Here is a 19,017-nt window from a genome sequence, read left to right as displayed (position 1 = left end):
ACCAACTACATTGAGTTCCCTTTTTCCGACATATCAGTAAATAAAGAAACCGGAAGTCACATCTTCCGGATCGCAACATTTCAACGCTTATCCTTCGTACTGCTCAACGCCCAGGCGATAAGTGCTGGCTGAAAAAACAACCTTACGAAACGTTTTTTATCCGTATCAAGCCCGAATGCATCCCGTTTGTTCACGTATTGCGCAATGTTTCCGGGAAACACAGCCGTAAAAAACGCCGCAGCAGCCTGACCGACTTTCTCCCGGTATTTTTTCGGTGCAACGACCAATGCTGTTCCCATTGCAATTTCCGCAAAGCCCGAATAGATCACCGTATCATCCTTTTTGAGCGGCACAAAATCCGGAACCTGGGCCTGAAATTCTTTTCTCGCAAAAGTCAAATGACTAACGCCAGCATAAATCAAAGCCGCCCCCAACAAAACGCGGGCAACAGTCTTAACATCTTCCTCTTTCATGATGATTGTTTTTGAAAGAAGGTTACAAATATTGTTCCGTTGTTTTCAGCTGCCTATCCCCGCCTGACACTGGGCAACAAGTGGTGCCCCGATTGCAACGGTCGCACATGTAACATTACATTAATCTGCATTGCTAAGTTCTGAAATCACTCACTTACGGGCAGGTCCCCTACTCCCCAGTTCACATTTGGCTGCGGACCCATTTCGAGCACCAGCGAGCCGCCTTTCAGGAGGTCGGAGGCTTTGAACCAGAAGTTTTTTAATGGTTTTCCGTTTAGTGTTGCGCTTTGAATGTAGACGTTTTTGCGGGAGGTGTTTTTGGCTTCGATGGTGAAAGTTTTGCCTCTGCCAAATTGCTCACCGAGGTTAATGACCGACTTTTTGAATAAAGGACTGCCGATTTCATAGATCGGGTCGACGCGGGTGCCGCCGTCGGTTTGGAAAAGTCCTAGCGTGCTCATGACGAACCAGGCACTCATTTGCCCCTGATCTTCATCGCCGAGATAGGCATTCGAAACTTCATGTCCGTAATATCTGTCCACGACCGAGCGGCTCCATTTTTGTGTCAGCCAAGGTTTTTTAACCCAGTTAAACAAAAACGCGAAGTGCATCGATTGCTGATTTCCCTGAACCACCGGGTAATCCCAATATTGATCATTCGGGCCGTTATAACGCCATTTGACACTTTCGTTAAATCCCCAGTCGAGCCTTTTCACAAATTCATTTTCACCAATTGTCTTTGCCAATCCGGGCACATCCTGCGGGACGAAAAACGTGAGCTGCCACGCATTTCCCTCAACATAATGATGGTTCGCACCCGACTTAAACGGATCAAAATCAGCTAGCCAGTTGCCTTTTGCATCTTTCATCCGGGCAAAACCAGTTTTGGGATCAATCACATTTTTCCACCAGGTTCCCCGTTCGCTGAATTGCTTATAATCCTCTTTTTTGCCCAATGCTTTTGCAAACTGGGAAACGGTGTAATCGTCAAAGCTGTACTCTAATGTATTCGAAAACCGTCCCTCATCGTAAGGCACGTAACGGTGTTTGAGATAGGTTACCAGATCTTCATTCCCAGCCCGACCACCGCCAATCGCCTGCGCAGCAGTAGTTTGCATTTTGTGAACGGCCTCATACGCTTTGTTTACATCATATGCGCGAATACCCATCTGATACGCGCCTACGATCAGCGGAACTTCATGTTCGGCCACCATAACCGGAATATACTCCATTCCCGCCGGGCCTTTCGCCAGCCAGCCGCCGCGGTCATACATGGCCAGCTGCGATTTCACCCACCGGTTCGACCATTCCGGCGTAACCAGATTCCAGAACTGGTTGAGGTTCCAGAATGTGTTCCAAAACGCGTCACAGCCCAATGCAACATCATCTTTGTCCTGAAACTTATTAACCACCTCATCGGCATCCCGCCAGCTTCCGTCCACATCGCTGAACGCATTTCTGCTGAGCGAACGATACATATTCGTGTAAAACCGCTCTTTCTCGCGTTTATCATTGCTCGAAATTGCAACCCGGCCGAGCAAATCGTTCCAGACTTTTTCCTGATTCTCCTGCACCTGATCAAAATTCCAGCCGAACGGATCAGAAATCTCCGTTTTCAAATTCGACGCAGCATTCTCAATGCTCACGTAAGAAATCCCTGACCTTACCTGGACGTTTTTGTTTGTTTTTGTATCAAATTCAAGATAAATGCCTGCATTCCTGGCGCTGTCAGCTGATAAATTGCTTTGCTGTTTTATCTCATCATTCAGCCAGACACCGTAATTTTTAATGGGTTGGTCAAATTCAATCACAAAGTGCACTTTATACTGCTGATCGATCCCCCCCGACCATACATCGCTGGAAAGCTGGTCACTGAAACCTTCAATGCGCTGCGGGCCAACCTTATCAATTTTTACATTCTTGATCTTAAAACCATACTCCGTCGGAATTTGCAAATCGACCATTACGCGGCCGGCTTCACTGTTTTTGTAAGTGTATTTTTGGAAAGATGCGCGCGTTGTCGCAGTCAGTTCGGCGGTGATGTTGTTGTCCGTCAAATCGACTTTATAATATCCGAGCGGCGCTTCTTCTGTGCTTTTATCAAATCGGGAACGGTAACCTTCGTCCGGCTTGCTTTCGTCGCCCATTTTGATTTCCAATGGTCCGGCAGTCGGGAAAATACCCAGGCCAGTCATCGTCCATTCGTGAATGTGACTAAATGTGCCGATCGACTCAAAAGTCGGATCATAACCCGCCTGCCAGCCACCATTCTGGTTGTCAGGGCTCAACTTCACCATGCTAAACGGCATCCACGGCCCCGGCGCAATCATCCATCTCGAATGTCCCGCGCCGAGCATTGTATTCACGTAACCCGCAGGCGTTCTGAGCTTCTTTTTTGCCCGCCTTGCCTCGCCGGATGCGATCAGTTGCTTGTCCGCAAAAACTTCAAATTTACCCGTTGTCATTTGCGTTGCTGCCGGCATCGGTGCTTCAAATAGGTAGCGACCTTGTTCAAGTTTTTCTGTGAAGATCAGCTTTCCATCGAGCTTCACTTCCAAAAGCGGCTCACCTTGCAGCTGCGTTACGTCCACCAGAAGCGGCTGTACGAGCTTGCCATCGACATTCAATTCATAATCTGCGGCAGCAACATTGCGGAGCAAAACTTTTCCCGGAACGCCGAGCGTAACCTGCGCCGGACCTTCCAGTTTCACCTGGTCAAATGCCAGCCAGCCGCCTTGCAATGTGGTCATTACAATTTCATTCACCCCTGTTTTGATCAGATCGGCAGGAATATCAATTTTCACAAGCTGCTCTTTGGGCTTTGCAGAAAACTTGCCGGGATCTTTGAAACTGGATCCTTTTTCGAGCTTAAACTCCCACGATTTACCATTAATAACCACTTTGAACAATGGTGCAGTCAACGAATCTGTTTCCAGCAAATCGACCACGAGCTGCCATTTACCAGCATTCGCCTTGTTTTTTATATCAAATAAAACCGTGAGAAAATGGGACCGGATCCCCGAAGTTCCGCCCGTTCCGCCCCAGCCATTGACCGGCCCGGGAAGCACATAAGGCCAATGCTGCTGACTTTCGGATTTACCGATCAGGAAAAAGTTATCCTCATAACCAAAATCCTTTTCCAAAAAACGCTTGAACTCATCCGGCGCGAGAGCCATGCCCGTCGGAGCATTATCGGCCTCGCCGATTTTCCAGATCGTTTTTTGTTGCGCATCAGCCCGCAGGAAAGCGAAAATAAGCAGGAGAAAAACAGATAATGTCCTCGCAAGGTTGCGAATGCTAGCCGGTTGAAACATTTTTCGCGGGTTGATTTAATTTACAAAAACCTCATCCACAAACACCCAGGCTTTGTTGCCTTTGTTGGAATGCCAGGCGGGTAATTTGGGTAATGCTTTGGCAACGAGTCGGATGCAGCGAAGCTGTTGTTTTTCAAATGGCACCTCATACACAATGCCTTCCACGCCCGGAATATCCTTTTGCGGAACTTCCGGCGTAAGCACTTTCAACAGTTTCATTGATTTCTCGTCCATGCCGCCCCACACTTCAATGCGCGTTGGCGGGAAAATGGAGCCGCCCAGATTCCGTAGCATACTTAACGTCACGCGGCTCGCCTCAATGGGCTTTTTGAAATACAGATAACCCTGAAAATCTTCATTGTAACCCAGCCATTTGCCGCTATTCTGCTCATTTTCGCTTTTTATTCCGTCGATGAGCGTTGTGCCGGCTTTCCCTGCATATTTCCGGTCGGCAGGTTTTAGCAGCCTCACACTGTCGACGTGAAGGCCGGCCATGAAAAACCGTTTTTCAATCTTTTTGCTGCCATACCAGCCATTCCGGAATGCGCGTGCTTTGATCGTCGCATTCTTATCCAGCGCAAACGGTTTGCTGTACACGGGCGACTGCGCGCTGTCAGGCTCGGAGCCGTCGAGCGTGTAGCGGATGATCGTCTGCGGGATCTGGTGTTTCATCGAGATCAATGCATTCGAAGCGAGAATCTGGCTTTCATTTTCAATCACCGGAGGGGTCAGCGGAAGAACGACTGTATCGCTCCGGAAACCCGTTTCAAATGCAATTTTCCGGCCTTTTTTCAATGCGGATAACTCCTCAATGCTCAATCCGGTGCTCCATATGTAAACCCTTTTCAAGGAAGGAAATTCTTCAAGGGACTTGATATGCGCCATTTTGACGCCCGTTCCGCTTAATGACAATTCTTTGAGCTTTTCCAATTTTTTCAGCTCGCTCAATGATGCGCCCGTAATGTCGGTGAAATTCAGGATCAGCTTGCGGAGTTCGGGAAACTTGGCGAGCGTTTTCAGGTCGGTATCCTTAACGGGCATTTTGCTCAAATCCATGGAAACAATCTGGTCTTTCAAGGACATTAATCCCTCAATTTCGTCCGGTTTGAAGTTGGCGCTGTTGTAAAAGTTGACAAATAATGCGGGTGACTCGGCTGATAATGGTTTGATCAAACGATAAGTGGAATTGAGTTTTTGAACCTCGTCGGCATTGGCTGCACTGAAATCGTATTGTTCTTCGGTGCGGTCGCCGCCGAGGATATTTTGAGCATAAGCATATACGGGATCCTGGCTGGACAATGAGCTTACCTTTTGATCAAAACGCGAGCCGGCCTTCACCCAAGCTGCAAGGAGCACGATTTCTTCTTCGGTCAGCTGGACTTTTCCACGCGGCGGCATGTGTTTCTTGTCGTCCAGTGGCAAATGCACCCTGCTGATCAGCATTCCAAGATCGGCTTTCGTTGTATCCCACAAAACACCATTTTTACCGCCTTTAACCAGCAATGCCTGCGTCTGCATTTGCAGGTTACCCTTGGATTTTTCCTCGTTATGGCACGAAACGCACTTTTGTTCGAGAACGGGCTTCACTAAATGTTCATACACTTCCGCCTCTTCCAATGCGACTCGCGGCGTTTCAATTTCCGAAGGTCCGAGTGGCGAGATCAGGAAATCTTCGCCATGGGTCAAGTTTCCACCCAAATGTCCGCCTACAAAAAGGATCAGCAGAAACGAAACGGCGACGAGCTTTGAGGCCAGTTTCCAGGGAAACAGATATTTTCTGAACCCATACCACGCAACGCTGAGCAGCGAAATCGCCATGCCCAGCCATTTATGCCAGAGCAATGTGTCTGACTCATAACCATCTTCCTTTGACAAAACAAAACCGGAAAACGCAGCCAGCGCAGCCGTAACCGCACCGATAATCAGCAGACTTTCAGCAATTTCACTATTCCAGCGCGTGGATTCAGGTTTTTCAACAACAACCACCCACAAGCTGTAAAGGATCAGCACAACCAGCGGAAAGTGCAGCACCAATGGATGCATCCTGCCCACCGCCTGCATCCAGACCGGGACTTGAAAGCGGTTTTCAAAAAGCAGCAAAAAAACGAGTAACCCATTCAGGAAGAAGGCCAAATTATAAGCCAGCCCCTTCCAATCTGAAAAATAACTGCGCACTGTTTTTAGGTTTAGTATTCTGTTTTTGCCACGGATGCACGAATGCATTCGTGGACATTCACGGTCCGCCGTTGCGGTGCATTCGTGGCACTAAAAAAATGGCATTAAGCAATAATCCCCTTCACCAACTTCCCAGCCACATCCGTCAACCGATAACGACGGCCCTGATGTTTGTAAACCAGTTTTTCGTGGTCAAGACCTAATTGATTCAGTATCGTCGCGTGGAAATCATGCACGTGAACGGGATCTTTTACAATGTTATATCCGAACTCATCCGTCTCGCCATAAACCATTCCCGGCTTAATGCCGCCACCCGCCATCCACACCGTAAATGCCCTCGGATGGTGATCGCGGCCATAATTATCTTTTGTAAGCGTGCCCTGACAATAATTCGTGCGACCAAATTCTCCTCCCCAGATCACCAGCGTTTCGTCCAGCAAACCACGTTGTTTCAAATCGGTGATGAGCGCCGCAGACGCCTGGTCGACGTCCATACATTGACCTTTAATCTCATTCGGTAACCCGCCGTGGCTGTCCCAGCCCTGGTGATAAAGCTGCACAAACCGCACACCCTGCTCGGAAAGTTTTCTCGCCAAAAGGCAGTTTGCCGCATACGTGCCGGGCACCAGACATTCGGGTCCATACATTTTCACTATGGATTCCGGTTCTTTGCTCATATCGGTGATTTGCGGCACGGCAGTCTGCATCCGGAACGCCATTTCGTACTGCTGCACTTTGGCTGTAATTTCCGGATCACCAAATTCATTATACGTTCCCTGGTTCAGTTCAGCCACTTTATCGAGCATTTTGCGTCGCTGTGCCCGGTCCATTCCATCGGGATCATTGAGATACAAAACCGGATTTTCACCGCTGCTGAATTGCACGCCCTGATGCACAGAATCCAAAAAGCCATTGGTCCAAAGCTTAGAATAGACGCCCTGACCATTGCCCTTTCCGCGCGAGAGCAGCACACAAAAACCGGGTAAGTTCTGATTTTCACTTCCCAGACCATAACTCAGCCAGGAACCAAAGCTCGGGCGGTTGCCCACCTGCGCACCAGTTTGGAAAAAAGTCAGCGCCGGATCGTGGTTGATTGCCTCGGTATTCAGTGTTTTTATAATGCAAAGATCATCGGCAATGCTCGCCATATGCGGCAGCAATTCGCTCATCCAGGCACCCGATTTTCCATATTGTTTGAAATTAAAAACAGAGCCCGCCAACGGAAACTTCGCCTGATTGGCCGTCATCCCGGTAAGCCGCTGCGTTCCCCGGATAGATTCCGGAAGATCTTCCCCATGCATTTTATTGAGCATCGGTTTGTAATCAAACAAATCCAGCTGCGATGGTGCGCCGTTTTGAAAAAGATAGATTACACGCTTCGCTTTTGGTGCAAAATGAGGAAGTCCGGCCATTAATGCCTCCGCATCACCCTCCCCGCCATTTCCTTTGAAAAGATCAGGAATCAGCAGTGAACCCAGCGCCGCGCTCCCAAGTCCGAGGCTGAGCTTCGACAAGAAGTGCCTGCGGGTGGTATTCATTCCGTGGTCAAAAATTGGCTTTTCCATAGGTTTAGCTTTTCGTAATCGTCTCTTCCATGTTGTACAGCGCATTGATCACCCGCATCAGCGCGGCGGCCTGCACTTCATTCGCTTTTTCATTCCTCGGATATTCACCCACATTCAACACCTTAAATGCGTGTTTCTTATCCTTTGCAAACATGGAAGCTTCATCATTGTAATATGCTGTCAGCAATTTGATTTCCTTTTCAGTAGGTTGTCGGCAAACGATCCGCTGGAAAGATTCTTTAATGTTGGTTTCAACATTTGTCGATTTCGCCGTCAGCTTTTCGGCCAATACACGGGACGCTTCGAGCACGGTCGGGTCGTTCAGCATGACCAGTGCCTGCAAAGGTGTATTCGTTTTGGAGCGTTTGATTTCGCAATGATCGCGGTTACTGGCGTCGAAAATAATCATGGACGGTGGCGGAACCGTCAGCTTAATGAACGTGTACATGCCGCGCCGGTATAATGCCTCGTTTTTGTCCTGCTGATACGATTTCAATGTGCCCCTACCCGACGTTGCCGCTTCCCATAAACCTTTCGGCTGATAAGGTTTCACACTCGGCCCGCCAATTTTCGGAACAAGCAAGCCACTGGTTGACAACACCATATCTCTCACCAGTTCCGCCGGAATCCGGTAACGAGGCCCGCGCGACAGGTAAATATTATCCGGATCAGCTTTCAGTTTTTCATCCGTAACCTTGGCTGACTGCCGGTATGTGGCAGAAGTCACGATCTGCTTAATCAACCTTTTTACATCCCAGCCGTGGTTCATGAAATCCACCGCGAGCCAGTCGAGCAATGCGGGATTTGTTGGTAAATCGCCCTGCATGCCGAAGTCGCCGGTGCTTTTTACAATGCCGCGCCCGAAGAATTCCTGCCAGATCTGATTTACAAAAACGCGGGCAGTCAGCGGGTTACTTTTACTGGTTGTCCATTTGGCAAGGCCCAGCCTGTTTTGCGGAAGTCCGTTGGTGTCGAATTTCATCACCGCAGGCAATGCAGACGCACTTACAACGCGGCCCGGCGCATCATATACGCCCCGGTTGAGAATGTGCGTTGGCCGCAGCGTGTCGCGGTCGCCCATGACGGAAACCATTAACGAGCTCGTGTCCGGACGGTTAATGAATGTCAGCAGCGACTTGGCTTCTTCATCAGAAATGCGAAGAATCGGGTTTTTTGCGGGCTTAGTTTGCGATATATCCCCTTCAAAACCACTTTCTTTTGAGTTGTTGAAAAAAGCAAAAAGACGGTAATAATCTTCCTGCGAAATGGGGTCATACTTGTGATCGTGGCATTGCGCACATTCGACTGTGAGCCCGAGCACACCGGTGCTATATGTTTTTGTTTTATCAATGTTATACTCGATCCGATATTCTTCCGGAATCACGCCGCCTTCCTCGGTGTATTTATGATTTCGGAAAAATGCAGTCGCCAAAATCTGCTCTTTACTCGCATTGGGCAGCATATCGCCCGCTATTTGCCACGTCAAAAACTGATCATAGCGCATGTTTTTGTTAAATGCACTGATCAGCCAGTCGCGCCACGGCCACTGCGTGCGCACTTCATCATCCTGATAACCGTAAGAATCGGCATAACGGGCCACATCGAGCCAGTAAATCGCCATTTTCTCGCCGTAAGTTTTCTGGCTGAGCAACTCATCGACCATTTTCTCATAAGACTTCTCACCTCCGTCAGCCGCGAATTTATTCTGCATTTCCAATGTCGGCGGAAGGCCGGTAAGATCTAGCGCAACTCTTTTCAGCAAGTGGCTTTTATCCGCTTCTTCATTCGGAGAAAGTCCGGCGTCGTCCATTTTTTGTAAAACAAAATGGTCAATTTCATTTCTCGCCCACTCTTTATCAGAAACCTCAGGCACAGCCGGCAAAACGGGTGCAGTGAATGCCCAATGTTTCTCATATTTGGCTCCCTGCTCAATCCATTTCTTCACCAACCCGATCTCATTTTCATTCAAAAGACCTAAATGTGACTCGGGCGTGGGCATTTGATAATCCGGATCTACGGAGGTGATCCTTTTGTAAACCTCCGATTGCTCGGGCCGGCCGGGAAAAATAGCGACTCCATTTCCGTCCTTCAATTTGCCATATGCATTTTCTGCAACGTCCAGGCGCAAGCCAGCTTCCCGCTTTTTGGCATCCGGACCATGGCAAGCATAACATTTATCGGACAGGATCGGGCGGATATCAAAGTTGTAGCTGACAAGTCCCTTATCTGCGCTCTTTTGCAGTGCCCCATTCTTTTGAAAACAGGAAACAACAAATAATGCAGCCAGGCAGGTTAATGTCGCCAGTAAGAAGACTTGTTTTTTCATATTAAAAAATGCCTGTGAAAGAAGCTTGGTAGGACTATGTTTAAACAAACATCAAGACAAATTTAATAAAATCACCGCAGATTCCATCAAAAATTAAATTTTTTAATCATAACGTTCAATCCGAAGAACATTAGAATGTAACCAATCAAATACTTTGTATATACAAAGTATCCACAAACGTAGCTTTATTTTAAAACCAAAAAAGCCAGCGGCGGAGCATTGTCCACCGTTGGCTGAAAATACGTTAAGTAAATTATTTATGCTAACCTTTTCAAAAACAGCATGCTATGATTAATAGCCGGGGTTTTGTTTAAGCACACCATTGCTCTTTCTGATCTCCGTATTTGGAATCGGGAAAAGATAATAATAGTCGCCTTTCCAGGGTTTTCTAACCTCCGCTTCGGGAATAACACCGTAAGAATAGGTCAATTTGCCCATTGCATCGCCCGGTTTTGTTCCTGACCAGTCCATCGTCACTTTTGTGAGTCCGCGAATCGGAATGTCAATGTTTCCGGGTGCAGCTTTCCAGCGCATCAGGTCAAAAAAGCGGGAATCTTCGAGGTGCATTTCGATGGCCCTTTCATTCCGATATTCCCTTACCAGCGCCGCGCCGGTGCTTTTGATATCAGGCATATTGACCGACGATCTCTTTCTCACCTTATTAATGTATTCGCGCGCAATCGCCTCATTGCCCAAAGCCATCTGGATCTCAGCATAATTGAGGTAAAATTCAGTGAGTCTCATGAACACGACCACCTGGTTGTAATCATTGTCAAAGCTGGCGCGCGGACCGGCGAAGTCAGTTGCCTTTTTAAAAGTATAGCCGGTTTGCACCCGCCAGTGGAACGGCGTAAGCCCTTTGACCCAGTAAGTTTTAGAGTCACGGCCAAAGTCAAAAAGGTTCTGACCGTTTTTCGAATCCACTTTATTGGGGTTAATGTAAGGCGGCGCATTGTCGGGGTTTGGATTGGCATCTTCCCAATATTCATAAGTCCTGACGGTGCTTTTAGAACCGTCGCTGATCGTTAACGGGCCTGCACCCGGATAGATTATGGCGTCATAAAACCGCGGATCTCTGTTCTTTTCGGGCTTTTGCGGATCGTAGCCAGAGGCCGCATTAACCGTGACTCCATCCTGCTGATAAGGATATTGCCCATTCGCCATCTGAAACATGTCGACGAAATTTTGTGTAGGAACAATGCGTTGCTGGGCATCAAAACCGCTTGGCCAAAAATCATAATTGTAACCCCAGCCCGGAATCCTGGTTGCGGGTGTAAAGGACTTTCCGAAAATCGTCTCATCCGTTTTCAGTGGCTTCCTGAAAAGCTCCGCATACTCGGGATGCAATGTAAATCCAAGGTCCAGAACGGCTTTCGTAGCGGTTTCAGCCGCTTTCCATTTGGCCAGATCGTTGTTCGGATTATTCAGCGGACTAGCCAGATATAACAACACGCGGGCTTTGAATGCCAGCGCCGCAGCCTTGCTGATTTTACCCGTATTAACCGGCTCGCCATCCAAAAAGCTGATCGCCTGATCCGCTTCGCTTAACACAAACTGCGCACATTCTTCAAACGAATTCCGGGGCACATCAAACGACTCGGAATTCAGCTGAAAACTGTTTTTAATGATCGGCACACCGCCAAAAGTCCGCATAAGCTCAAAATACATCCAGGCGCGCAGAAAGTGCACTTCGCCTTTCATAGGGTCCAGCTTTTCGGGTGCAATCGTTGAACTTTCAATGTTCTCAAAAAACACATTGGCCTTTCTGATATAGCCATATTCATAGTCCCAAAGCGGCGTTGCGGCTGGCAAACCGTTCACAATCGAGGCCAGATCCGACACATTATCGGCAGTGAGATTTCCTTCCAGATAATTCCGGATTCCGCCCGCGCGCTCGTGGGTTTCGGGTTGGTTCACAGCAATGTCCGTGAGAACATCGTAACCACCCGTCCCCGGCGCCCACGGCGGCTTAATGCCATTGTAAACGTTATAAACATAGTTTTGCAGGAAAACCGGATCATTAAAAACGGCTTCATCCGATATGGCATCCAAAGGTTTTTTATCCAAAACATTACATGAAGTGGCCGTGCCGATGATGGCGATAAATGATATCGACATCGCACGCTTGATCAGGCTGTTTTTCATTAAATATTTCATAGGTTATTCCCGGTTTAGAAAGTAAGATTGACACCGAAGCTCAGCGTTTTCATGTTGGGATAAGCCCCGCCATTTTCACTGAGAAATTCAGGATCGCCATTGCCGTATTTTTTCAAGGAATTGAAAATCATGAACACATTGTCGCCCGAGACAAACACCCTGAATGCAGCGATCTTGGCCTTGGAAAGCAATGTTTTTGGAAACGTGTAACCCAGCTGAACGTTTTTCATGCGCATCCAGGTCGCGGTGCGGTAATAGAAATCGCTGTCAGAATTTGCGAAGCCGGTCGGTGAGATCATCGGAAGTTCCGAATTGACATTTCCCAATGAATAACTATTGAGCGCCACATATTCCAACCCATTGCCACCGGCGCCGGAATTGAATCCAACATTCATGCGAAACTTCGCGCCGCTTTGTCCCTGCATCAACATCGCCAGGTCAAAATTTCTGTAATTAAGCGCGACGCTCAAACCATATTGCGTGCTTGGAAAAATGGTTGTGACATTATTCTCGTCCGTATTGTTCGTCGTATTGAACATATAACGGTCATTGCTGTCTAGGATCTTATCGCCATTCAAATCAGCGAAGATCAACCCTCCAAGTGACGCGCCCGGATAATTTACATTGTTGTCAAGATCCTGCTGCGTTCTGTAAATACCAATGGATTTGTAAACAAGACGCGACCCGAATGGTTGCCCTTCAAGCCTTTGGTAATCTTCTGCCTGCGGCGTTTCATCGAAATAAATGATCTTGTTTTTGTTATAGGAGAAATTCCCGTTCACCCGCATTGTAAGCTCCGAGAAATTGTGCCGGTAACCCGCCTGAAGTTCAATGCCCTGGCTGTTCATTTTGCCAATGTTTTCATCCGGCAGGATCAACCCCGTGTAACCTGGAATGGAGGCCTGTCGCTTGCCCAGAATGTTGGATGTTTTGTTCTGAAACAGATCCAGTTCGAATGTCAGGCGATTGTCCAGAAATGCCGCTTCTAAACCAATATCCGTCTTTTCGCTTACTTCCCACGTAATGTTCGGGTTTGGTGTCGACTTCACGGTGATGCCGCGCGCATCCACACCATTTACGACCCAGCCTGCATCATAGCCATAAGCGGCAACATATTGAAAAGGGTTAACGCGGTCATTACCCAGTTTTCCCCAGGAAGCTCTAAGCTTCAAAGTGCTGATGATATTTTTGGGAATAAATGACTCATTGCTGATCACCCAGCCGGCAGACACTTGCGGGAAAAATCCAAAACGCTTATCCTTTGGGAAGATCGGAGAACCATCGTAACGAGCACTGAAACCGAAGAGATATTTTTGCTTAAAATCATAGCTTAACCGTCCAAAGTAATTCTGCCGCGCCGATTCCGTTGCGGAGCCGCTGTTGTTCCAGTTCAGGCGGTTGGTTGTTCCTGCAAAAAGCTGATCGATCAATGGCGAATCGTAACCAAGCCGCTGCGACCAGAAGTTGTTGTCGTCGTAGGTCATCTGCTCGTAAGCAACGAATGCCGAGAGCTTGTGATCCTGTCCAAATGTCCTGTTATAGTTGAGCTTAATGTTTCCGGTTATGCGCAAACTTTGCCTGAAATCTTCCCGCAAGCCGATATCTTCAACCGATCTCGACTGTTTTTCTACAATGTTGCCGTCGGGATCTTTCTCATAATAAGGCCATATATAATTGAAAACTTTGTCATAACCGATGGTTTTAACGGTTGATAAATAGCCGTCTATTCCCAACCCCTGGACAAAAGACATGTTGTATTTGAAACGCAATGTTCCGCTTGCCACGTCGGATTTGTATCTGCGGTAACCCGGACTGAGCAGGCGGGCAGCCGGATTCAAATGCGACCAGCCTTCGCCCGGATAGCGGTAATCCCCGCCAATGTAAGCCTCCTGCAACGGACTCGTGCTTGCCAGCGAACCCACTTCGCCGCCCGGTCCGCCCTGCGGAGTTTGCGTAGATTTTTCACGGATCGATAAGTCAAGTCCGACTTCAAAATCCTTTGTGACAGACACATCAATGTTGCTTCTGACATTATATTGCCTCAGCTTCGACTTGTTGTCGCCACGAAGAATTCCGCCTTGTGAGGCCGTGCCGAGCGAAACAAAATAACGCACCCGGTCCGTCCCGCCGCGCATGGTCAGCGAATATCTCGTCTGTCTCACCGGCGGCCCGATCAATGCGTTCCACCAGTTTTCGGGCCTTCTCGTTCCATTCCTGAACGACTCGACCAGCGCATCCGGGAAATCTGCCGGCGTCCCTTCGAGCGCCCGCCGGTCATTGAGCACCTGCATATATTGAAATGCATCGGCAGACCTCACTTTCATCGTCGGTGATTGCCAGGATTGCGTCGTAGAAAAATCAAATGCAGGCTTGCCTGTTACACCCCTTTTGGTCGTAACCAGGATTACGCCACCCGCTGATTGCGCTCCATAAATCGCTGCGGAAGCATCTTTCAGCACCGAAATTGACTCAATGTCATTCGGATCGAGCCGGTTCAGACCATCGGGATCAGCATTGGCAACGCCGTCAATTACAATGAGCGCGGACGTGTTGCGATAAGTGCTTGCGCCTCTGACCAAAATCTGGGCATCATCAAAACCCGGGGCCGCACTCCTTTGCGTCACATACACACCAGCCATCCGGCCCGCAAGCGAGTTGGATAGCGAGGCCGCACTGGACTTTTTAATCTCCGCACCGGTTGTCTGGACGACTGCATTGGTAAGCTCCGACCGCTTTTGCGTGCCATAACCCACCACCACAACATCACTTAATTCCTGCGCCGAAACATCCAGTTTCACGTCCAATGCAGGTTGAGAACCAGCTTTCACTTCTTTGGTAACGTAACCGATATAAGAGAAAACAAGCACGCTGTTTGCGTCTTTAACATTAATCGTAAACTTCCCGTTTGCGTCCGAAACGACACCGTTTGTTGTGCCTTTTTCAAGCACATTCACGCCAGGAATTCCAGCATTGTTTTCGTCGGTGACCGTGCCTTCAATTCGCTGCTCTGCAAAGGCTGCGGCAATGTTGGTGGCCAGGCTTCCTTCGAGTCGGTTAAGTGGGTTACTGTTTGCTGGTAAAACCGGCACCAGGAGCATTGCAAGGGCAATTCCCGGCAGCGCGCGCACGGGATTGCGCCGATTGTTAACATGTAGTTTTGGCATCATAAAAAGCAATTAGTTATTAAAATCGTTTCTGACTTCATCTTATCCATCAATGCTTCATTCTTATGACATGGCCGGCAACTGCTGCACATTAACTCCACCAGCAGCCCTTAAAGCACTCTTTCTCAACACACTTTGACTATGTACAAACATATAAACATAAATTTGAACAAACAAGGAGTACTGATATTTTTTGATGAAATAATATTATTTTATCCAGCTAAAAACGCGAAGCCAGAGCGGAGAGAAACAAAGAAGAGAGAAAGGAATAAAAAACAGCATGCAGCCGCCTGCGCCTATAATTTTTAACGCAAACCTATATACGCAAGAAGATAAGGTGAAATGTAGAGTTATTCTCTCACACTCTCAACTGTGTAGACGAAGCTGTCCGCACGATAATAACCCAGATTATATTCAATAGGCCGTTCGCCCTGGTCAAAAACAAAGCGTTTTCTGAACAAAATGGGGCTTCCGGGTTCCACCTCCAGCTTTGCTGCGATGAATTTATCAGCGGCTATCGCACCCACTTCTTCTTTGGAAAGTGTGGCCACCACCAAATGATCTTTTTCGAGAATGTCGTAAAGTGGGCGCTTGAAATCCTCCTCCCCGGTGAGGCCTACCCTTGGGTGAAAATACGAAATGAAATAAACAAAAGGCCCTTCTACTTTGCCTCTAAGGCGTTCGAGTTTCAGGATTTTTTTGTCCGTGTCAATGTCAAAGAAGTTGGCGATTTTTTCATCCGGCGTCACCCACGTCACGTGCAGCTCGAAATTCTTGACATTGATCCCCCTCGCATTCATTTCCTGCGTAAAGCTGAGCCAGTTCTTTGATTTTGAACTAATTACCGGCTCTGCAACCTTTGTCCCAATGCCTTTTTTTCTGATCAAAAGTCCTTCATAAACCAGCTTATTCAGCGCCTGCCGCAGTGTGGAACGGGAAATGGCAAGCTGTTTTGCCAATTCCACCTCGTTAGGCAGAAACTTTCCATTCAAATGCTCCGGGTCATTGATCATTGTGCGTAACAGATTTTCTGCTTGAATGTGAAGCGGAACCGGGCTTTTATGATCTATGCTAAATTTCATGTTTGGAGAATCGAATGAAGAATCACAAAAATAGGAAATTCGCAGGCCTTTCAAACATGCTTTTCATTAAGTTCGAACATACGCTTTCAGCGTTGCACATTCTTTCCCAATCGAATTCCCGGAAGGCGTGATCGTGTAACTGGGCACGTGTGCCGGAACAATGAATGTCTCAGCATAATGGATTAAAAATGGCTCGAAAAGACCTTCCGGACTCTCTATAACGACTTCCTGACCTTCAACGAGGTTCAAAACATTCAGATTTCCGTGCGTGTAATGTGTCACCTTTTCACTGAACCAATGTCTTCTCGTCTCTATAAATTGTGTTGCATAAAGTCCGGTTGACTCTTCCCTAACGTGGCCATTTTGCGAAATTCCGGTGATGTTGTTGAAAAGATTTTGTTTCACCCAGTCCTCGTCACGCGCGTAATTGATCACTTTTTTGCCGTGCTCAATGTTAATAGGCCTCGGTTTGCCATCCAGTCCGAGCCTTCCCCAATCCCACAATTTAAAAGTGAAAATGTAGGGCGTGGCCGAAATTTCGAGCACAACCGCATTTTTCCCCGAACAATGTATGGTTCCGGCCGGGATCAAAATATGATCATGCTTTTTGACCGATAGTTTATTGACATATTTTTCAGCATCAAAATCAGCCAGTCCCTGCTGCGCTTTTTCAAGATCGGCGATCATTGCCTCGGCATTTACGTTCTGATGTGTGCCTAAAAAAACACACGCATCTTCCTGTGCTTCAAGGAAATAATAGCTTTCATCCTGGGTGTAATGCATCCCGAATTGCTCGCGGATATATTCTTGTGTCGGATGCACCTGTAAGCTCAGGTTTCCACCTTCCATGGTGTCAAGAAAGTCAAAACGAATCGGAAACTCGGCTCCGAATGCTTTGTAAACCGATTCCCCAAGCAATTGTTTCGGCCGCGTAAGCACCACATTAATTGATGGCAGTTCAAACAAATGCTCCCCAATTTTAAACAGAAGGCTATTTTCTTCGGGCACACAATCAAATCCCCAGGCATAATTCACCTCATCGCGGTCTAGATCGACGACTTCTTTCAACCATTGCCCGCCCCACGGACCGGGATCAAAAAACGGAACGACGCGAAACGGTTGAGAAACAGTTTTCTCCAAACCAGCTTGATAAATTTCCGCAGCGAGCATTTTAGGTTCGCTGGCAACATTGGCATCAATAAAATAGTCGATTTTATCAAAAAAACGCAGCTTATGCTGATCAAAAACGCGCCAGTCAAGGAAATAGCCTTGTTTATATTTCAGTGCAAAAGTTTCATCCAGATTATTGACACCGAAATTGCCGACCTCATTGCGTTTCATCCTTTTCTGAATTTCCCAACGTGCCAGATCCGCGTAAACCAGCACATCCGCATCCGCAAAAAGAGCCGCTCCTTCGCCGCAGATCACAATCATCCCTGACACGATCTCGCTGATTTCCTGCTTGGTTTGATTGAGGATTTCTGTGTCAAAGAAATCAATCATTTGCAGGTCATTCATTTTCCCGAAAATCGGATCGCTTGTAACAAACGGATAGACCATTTCGCGAATTTGAGCCGGACTTTTGAGGCAAGCATGGGTGTCGAAAAGAGCAGTCGGATTCAAATTTCCCTTTATCACGTGCAGCATTTCAGCGACATCGACGCCATGATATAGGTCAATACAGATGACCGTTTTGGTCCGTTGCACGGATTGTATATGCTGATTCAGCTCAGAAAAAATGCGCTCCCAGCCCACAAAACACGGGTCAGAAGATTTGCTGATCTCTATAAATGGAAACTTGTCGTAACTGGAATGCATCGTCAATTTAATTTCTGTTTTATTAATTCATAAGCGCCCAATATGCCTGCGTGTTCAGGCTGTTTTGCAACAACCAGCTCCACATTTGCAGCATTTATCCAGGCATGTTTATCAATCATTTCTTTGATATAAGGCAAAATAATGTGGCTGCTTTTCATGATCCCGCCACCAAAAATGACCTTTTCCGGGTCATAGGCGTGAATCAGATTAATGACACACAACGACCACACGCGGAGACAACGCTCTTTCAATTTCACGGCCAGCATATCACCTGTTTCTGCCATTTCGAAGAGATTTTTAAAATCAATTGTCTCAAAATCCGCAAGTTTACTCGTTGCAAACTCCGGAGATTTTAGCGCCAATGCTGTAAGAGCCCACGTTGAGCTTTCACTTTCGACGCAGCCCACATTGCCGCAATTGCAAATGGCTCCATCCAGATTAATGGTCGAATGTCCGCCGAGATTGCCGCCAATGAAGTTCTTGCCGCGCAACGGCTCGCCATTGATCAAAACGCCCGTGCCCACTCCGGTTCCCAGCGTAACCAGCACCAGATCGCTGCTCCCGGCCCCGGCTCCATGTTTCCACTCCCCGATCAGGGCTGCGCGCGCATCGTTCTCAACCGCCACCGGAACACCAAAATTTGCTGCTGCCCACGCATTAATATCCACATTTTCAGCTCCCGGATATTTGACATATTTCGACAGAATCCGGCTCGTATGAAAGTTGACTATGCCTGGAAATGCGAAGCCGATGCCCCTAAGTTTGTAAGAACCGCTAGCAAGCAAAAGCTTCATTTCCACCGCAATATCAGCCAGTCGTTGCTCAAATGTCTGGTCCGAACCGGCTTCTATATTACTGTCAATCAATATATTCCCTTCAAAAATAAGTCCGATTTTGATTCTTGTTCCTCCAAAATCAACTCCTATGAATATCTCTTTCATAA

Annotated in this window: 10 protein-coding genes; all 10 read right to left on the bottom strand. The window is 47.6% G+C overall.

Annotation, left to right across the window (positions count from 1 at the left end):
• Positions 1 to 80: 80 nt before the first annotated feature.
• Positions 81 to 473: a DoxX family protein gene (locus AC0IYG_RS02310; protein ID WP_471709410.1), complete on the bottom strand. Its 393-nt coding sequence runs from the start codon at positions 471 to 473 to the stop codon at positions 81 to 83.
• A gap of 146 nt (positions 474 to 619) precedes the next feature.
• Entirely contained in the window at positions 620 to 3,787 is a 3,168-nt protein-coding gene (locus AC0IYG_RS02305) for a GH92 family glycosyl hydrolase (RefSeq protein ID WP_471709409.1), read from the bottom strand.
• 15 nt (positions 3,788 to 3,802) lie between these two features.
• The gene (locus AC0IYG_RS02300; RefSeq protein ID WP_471709408.1) at positions 3,803 to 5,962 is read right to left on the bottom strand and encodes an FN3 associated domain-containing protein; all 2,160 of its coding nucleotides are present in this window, start codon (positions 5,960 to 5,962) and stop codon (positions 3,803 to 3,805) included.
• 104 nt (positions 5,963 to 6,066) lie between these two features.
• Complete coding sequence (locus AC0IYG_RS02295) at positions 6,067 to 7,527, bottom strand: DUF1501 domain-containing protein (RefSeq protein ID WP_471709407.1); 1,461 nt, start codon at positions 7,525 to 7,527, stop codon at positions 6,067 to 6,069.
• 4 nt (positions 7,528 to 7,531) lie between these two features.
• Positions 7,532 to 9,853: a PSD1 and planctomycete cytochrome C domain-containing protein gene (locus tag AC0IYG_RS02290; protein ID WP_471709406.1), complete on the bottom strand. Its 2,322-nt coding sequence runs from the start codon at positions 9,851 to 9,853 to the stop codon at positions 7,532 to 7,534.
• Between the two features lie 291 nt (positions 9,854 to 10,144).
• A complete protein-coding gene (locus AC0IYG_RS02285; protein ID WP_471709405.1) occupies positions 10,145 to 12,010 on the bottom strand; it encodes a RagB/SusD family nutrient uptake outer membrane protein in 1,866 nt (621 codons plus the stop codon).
• Positions 12,011 to 12,024: 14 nt separating this feature from the next.
• Complete coding sequence (locus tag AC0IYG_RS02280) at positions 12,025 to 15,177, bottom strand: SusC/RagA family TonB-linked outer membrane protein (protein ID WP_471709404.1); 3,153 nt, start codon at positions 15,175 to 15,177, stop codon at positions 12,025 to 12,027.
• 347 nt (positions 15,178 to 15,524) lie between these two features.
• Complete coding sequence (locus tag AC0IYG_RS02275; protein WP_471709403.1) at positions 15,525 to 16,256, bottom strand: GntR family transcriptional regulator; 732 nt, start codon at positions 16,254 to 16,256, stop codon at positions 15,525 to 15,527.
• Positions 16,257 to 16,322: 66 nt separating this feature from the next.
• On the bottom strand, positions 16,323 to 18,074 hold the full coding sequence (locus AC0IYG_RS02270; protein WP_471709402.1) for a class I mannose-6-phosphate isomerase: 1,752 nt from the start codon (positions 18,072 to 18,074) through the stop codon (positions 16,323 to 16,325).
• 2 nt (positions 18,075 to 18,076) lie between these two features.
• On the bottom strand, positions 18,077 to 19,015 hold the full coding sequence (locus AC0IYG_RS02265; RefSeq protein WP_471709401.1) for an ROK family protein: 939 nt from the start codon (positions 19,013 to 19,015) through the stop codon (positions 18,077 to 18,079).
• Between the last annotated feature and the right edge of the window lie 2 nt (positions 19,016 to 19,017).

This window comes from Dyadobacter sp. AC419, from assembly GCF_979253085.1.
Note: the sequence above shows the minus strand (reverse complement) of the source record. Positions and strands in the feature narration are given on the sequence as shown.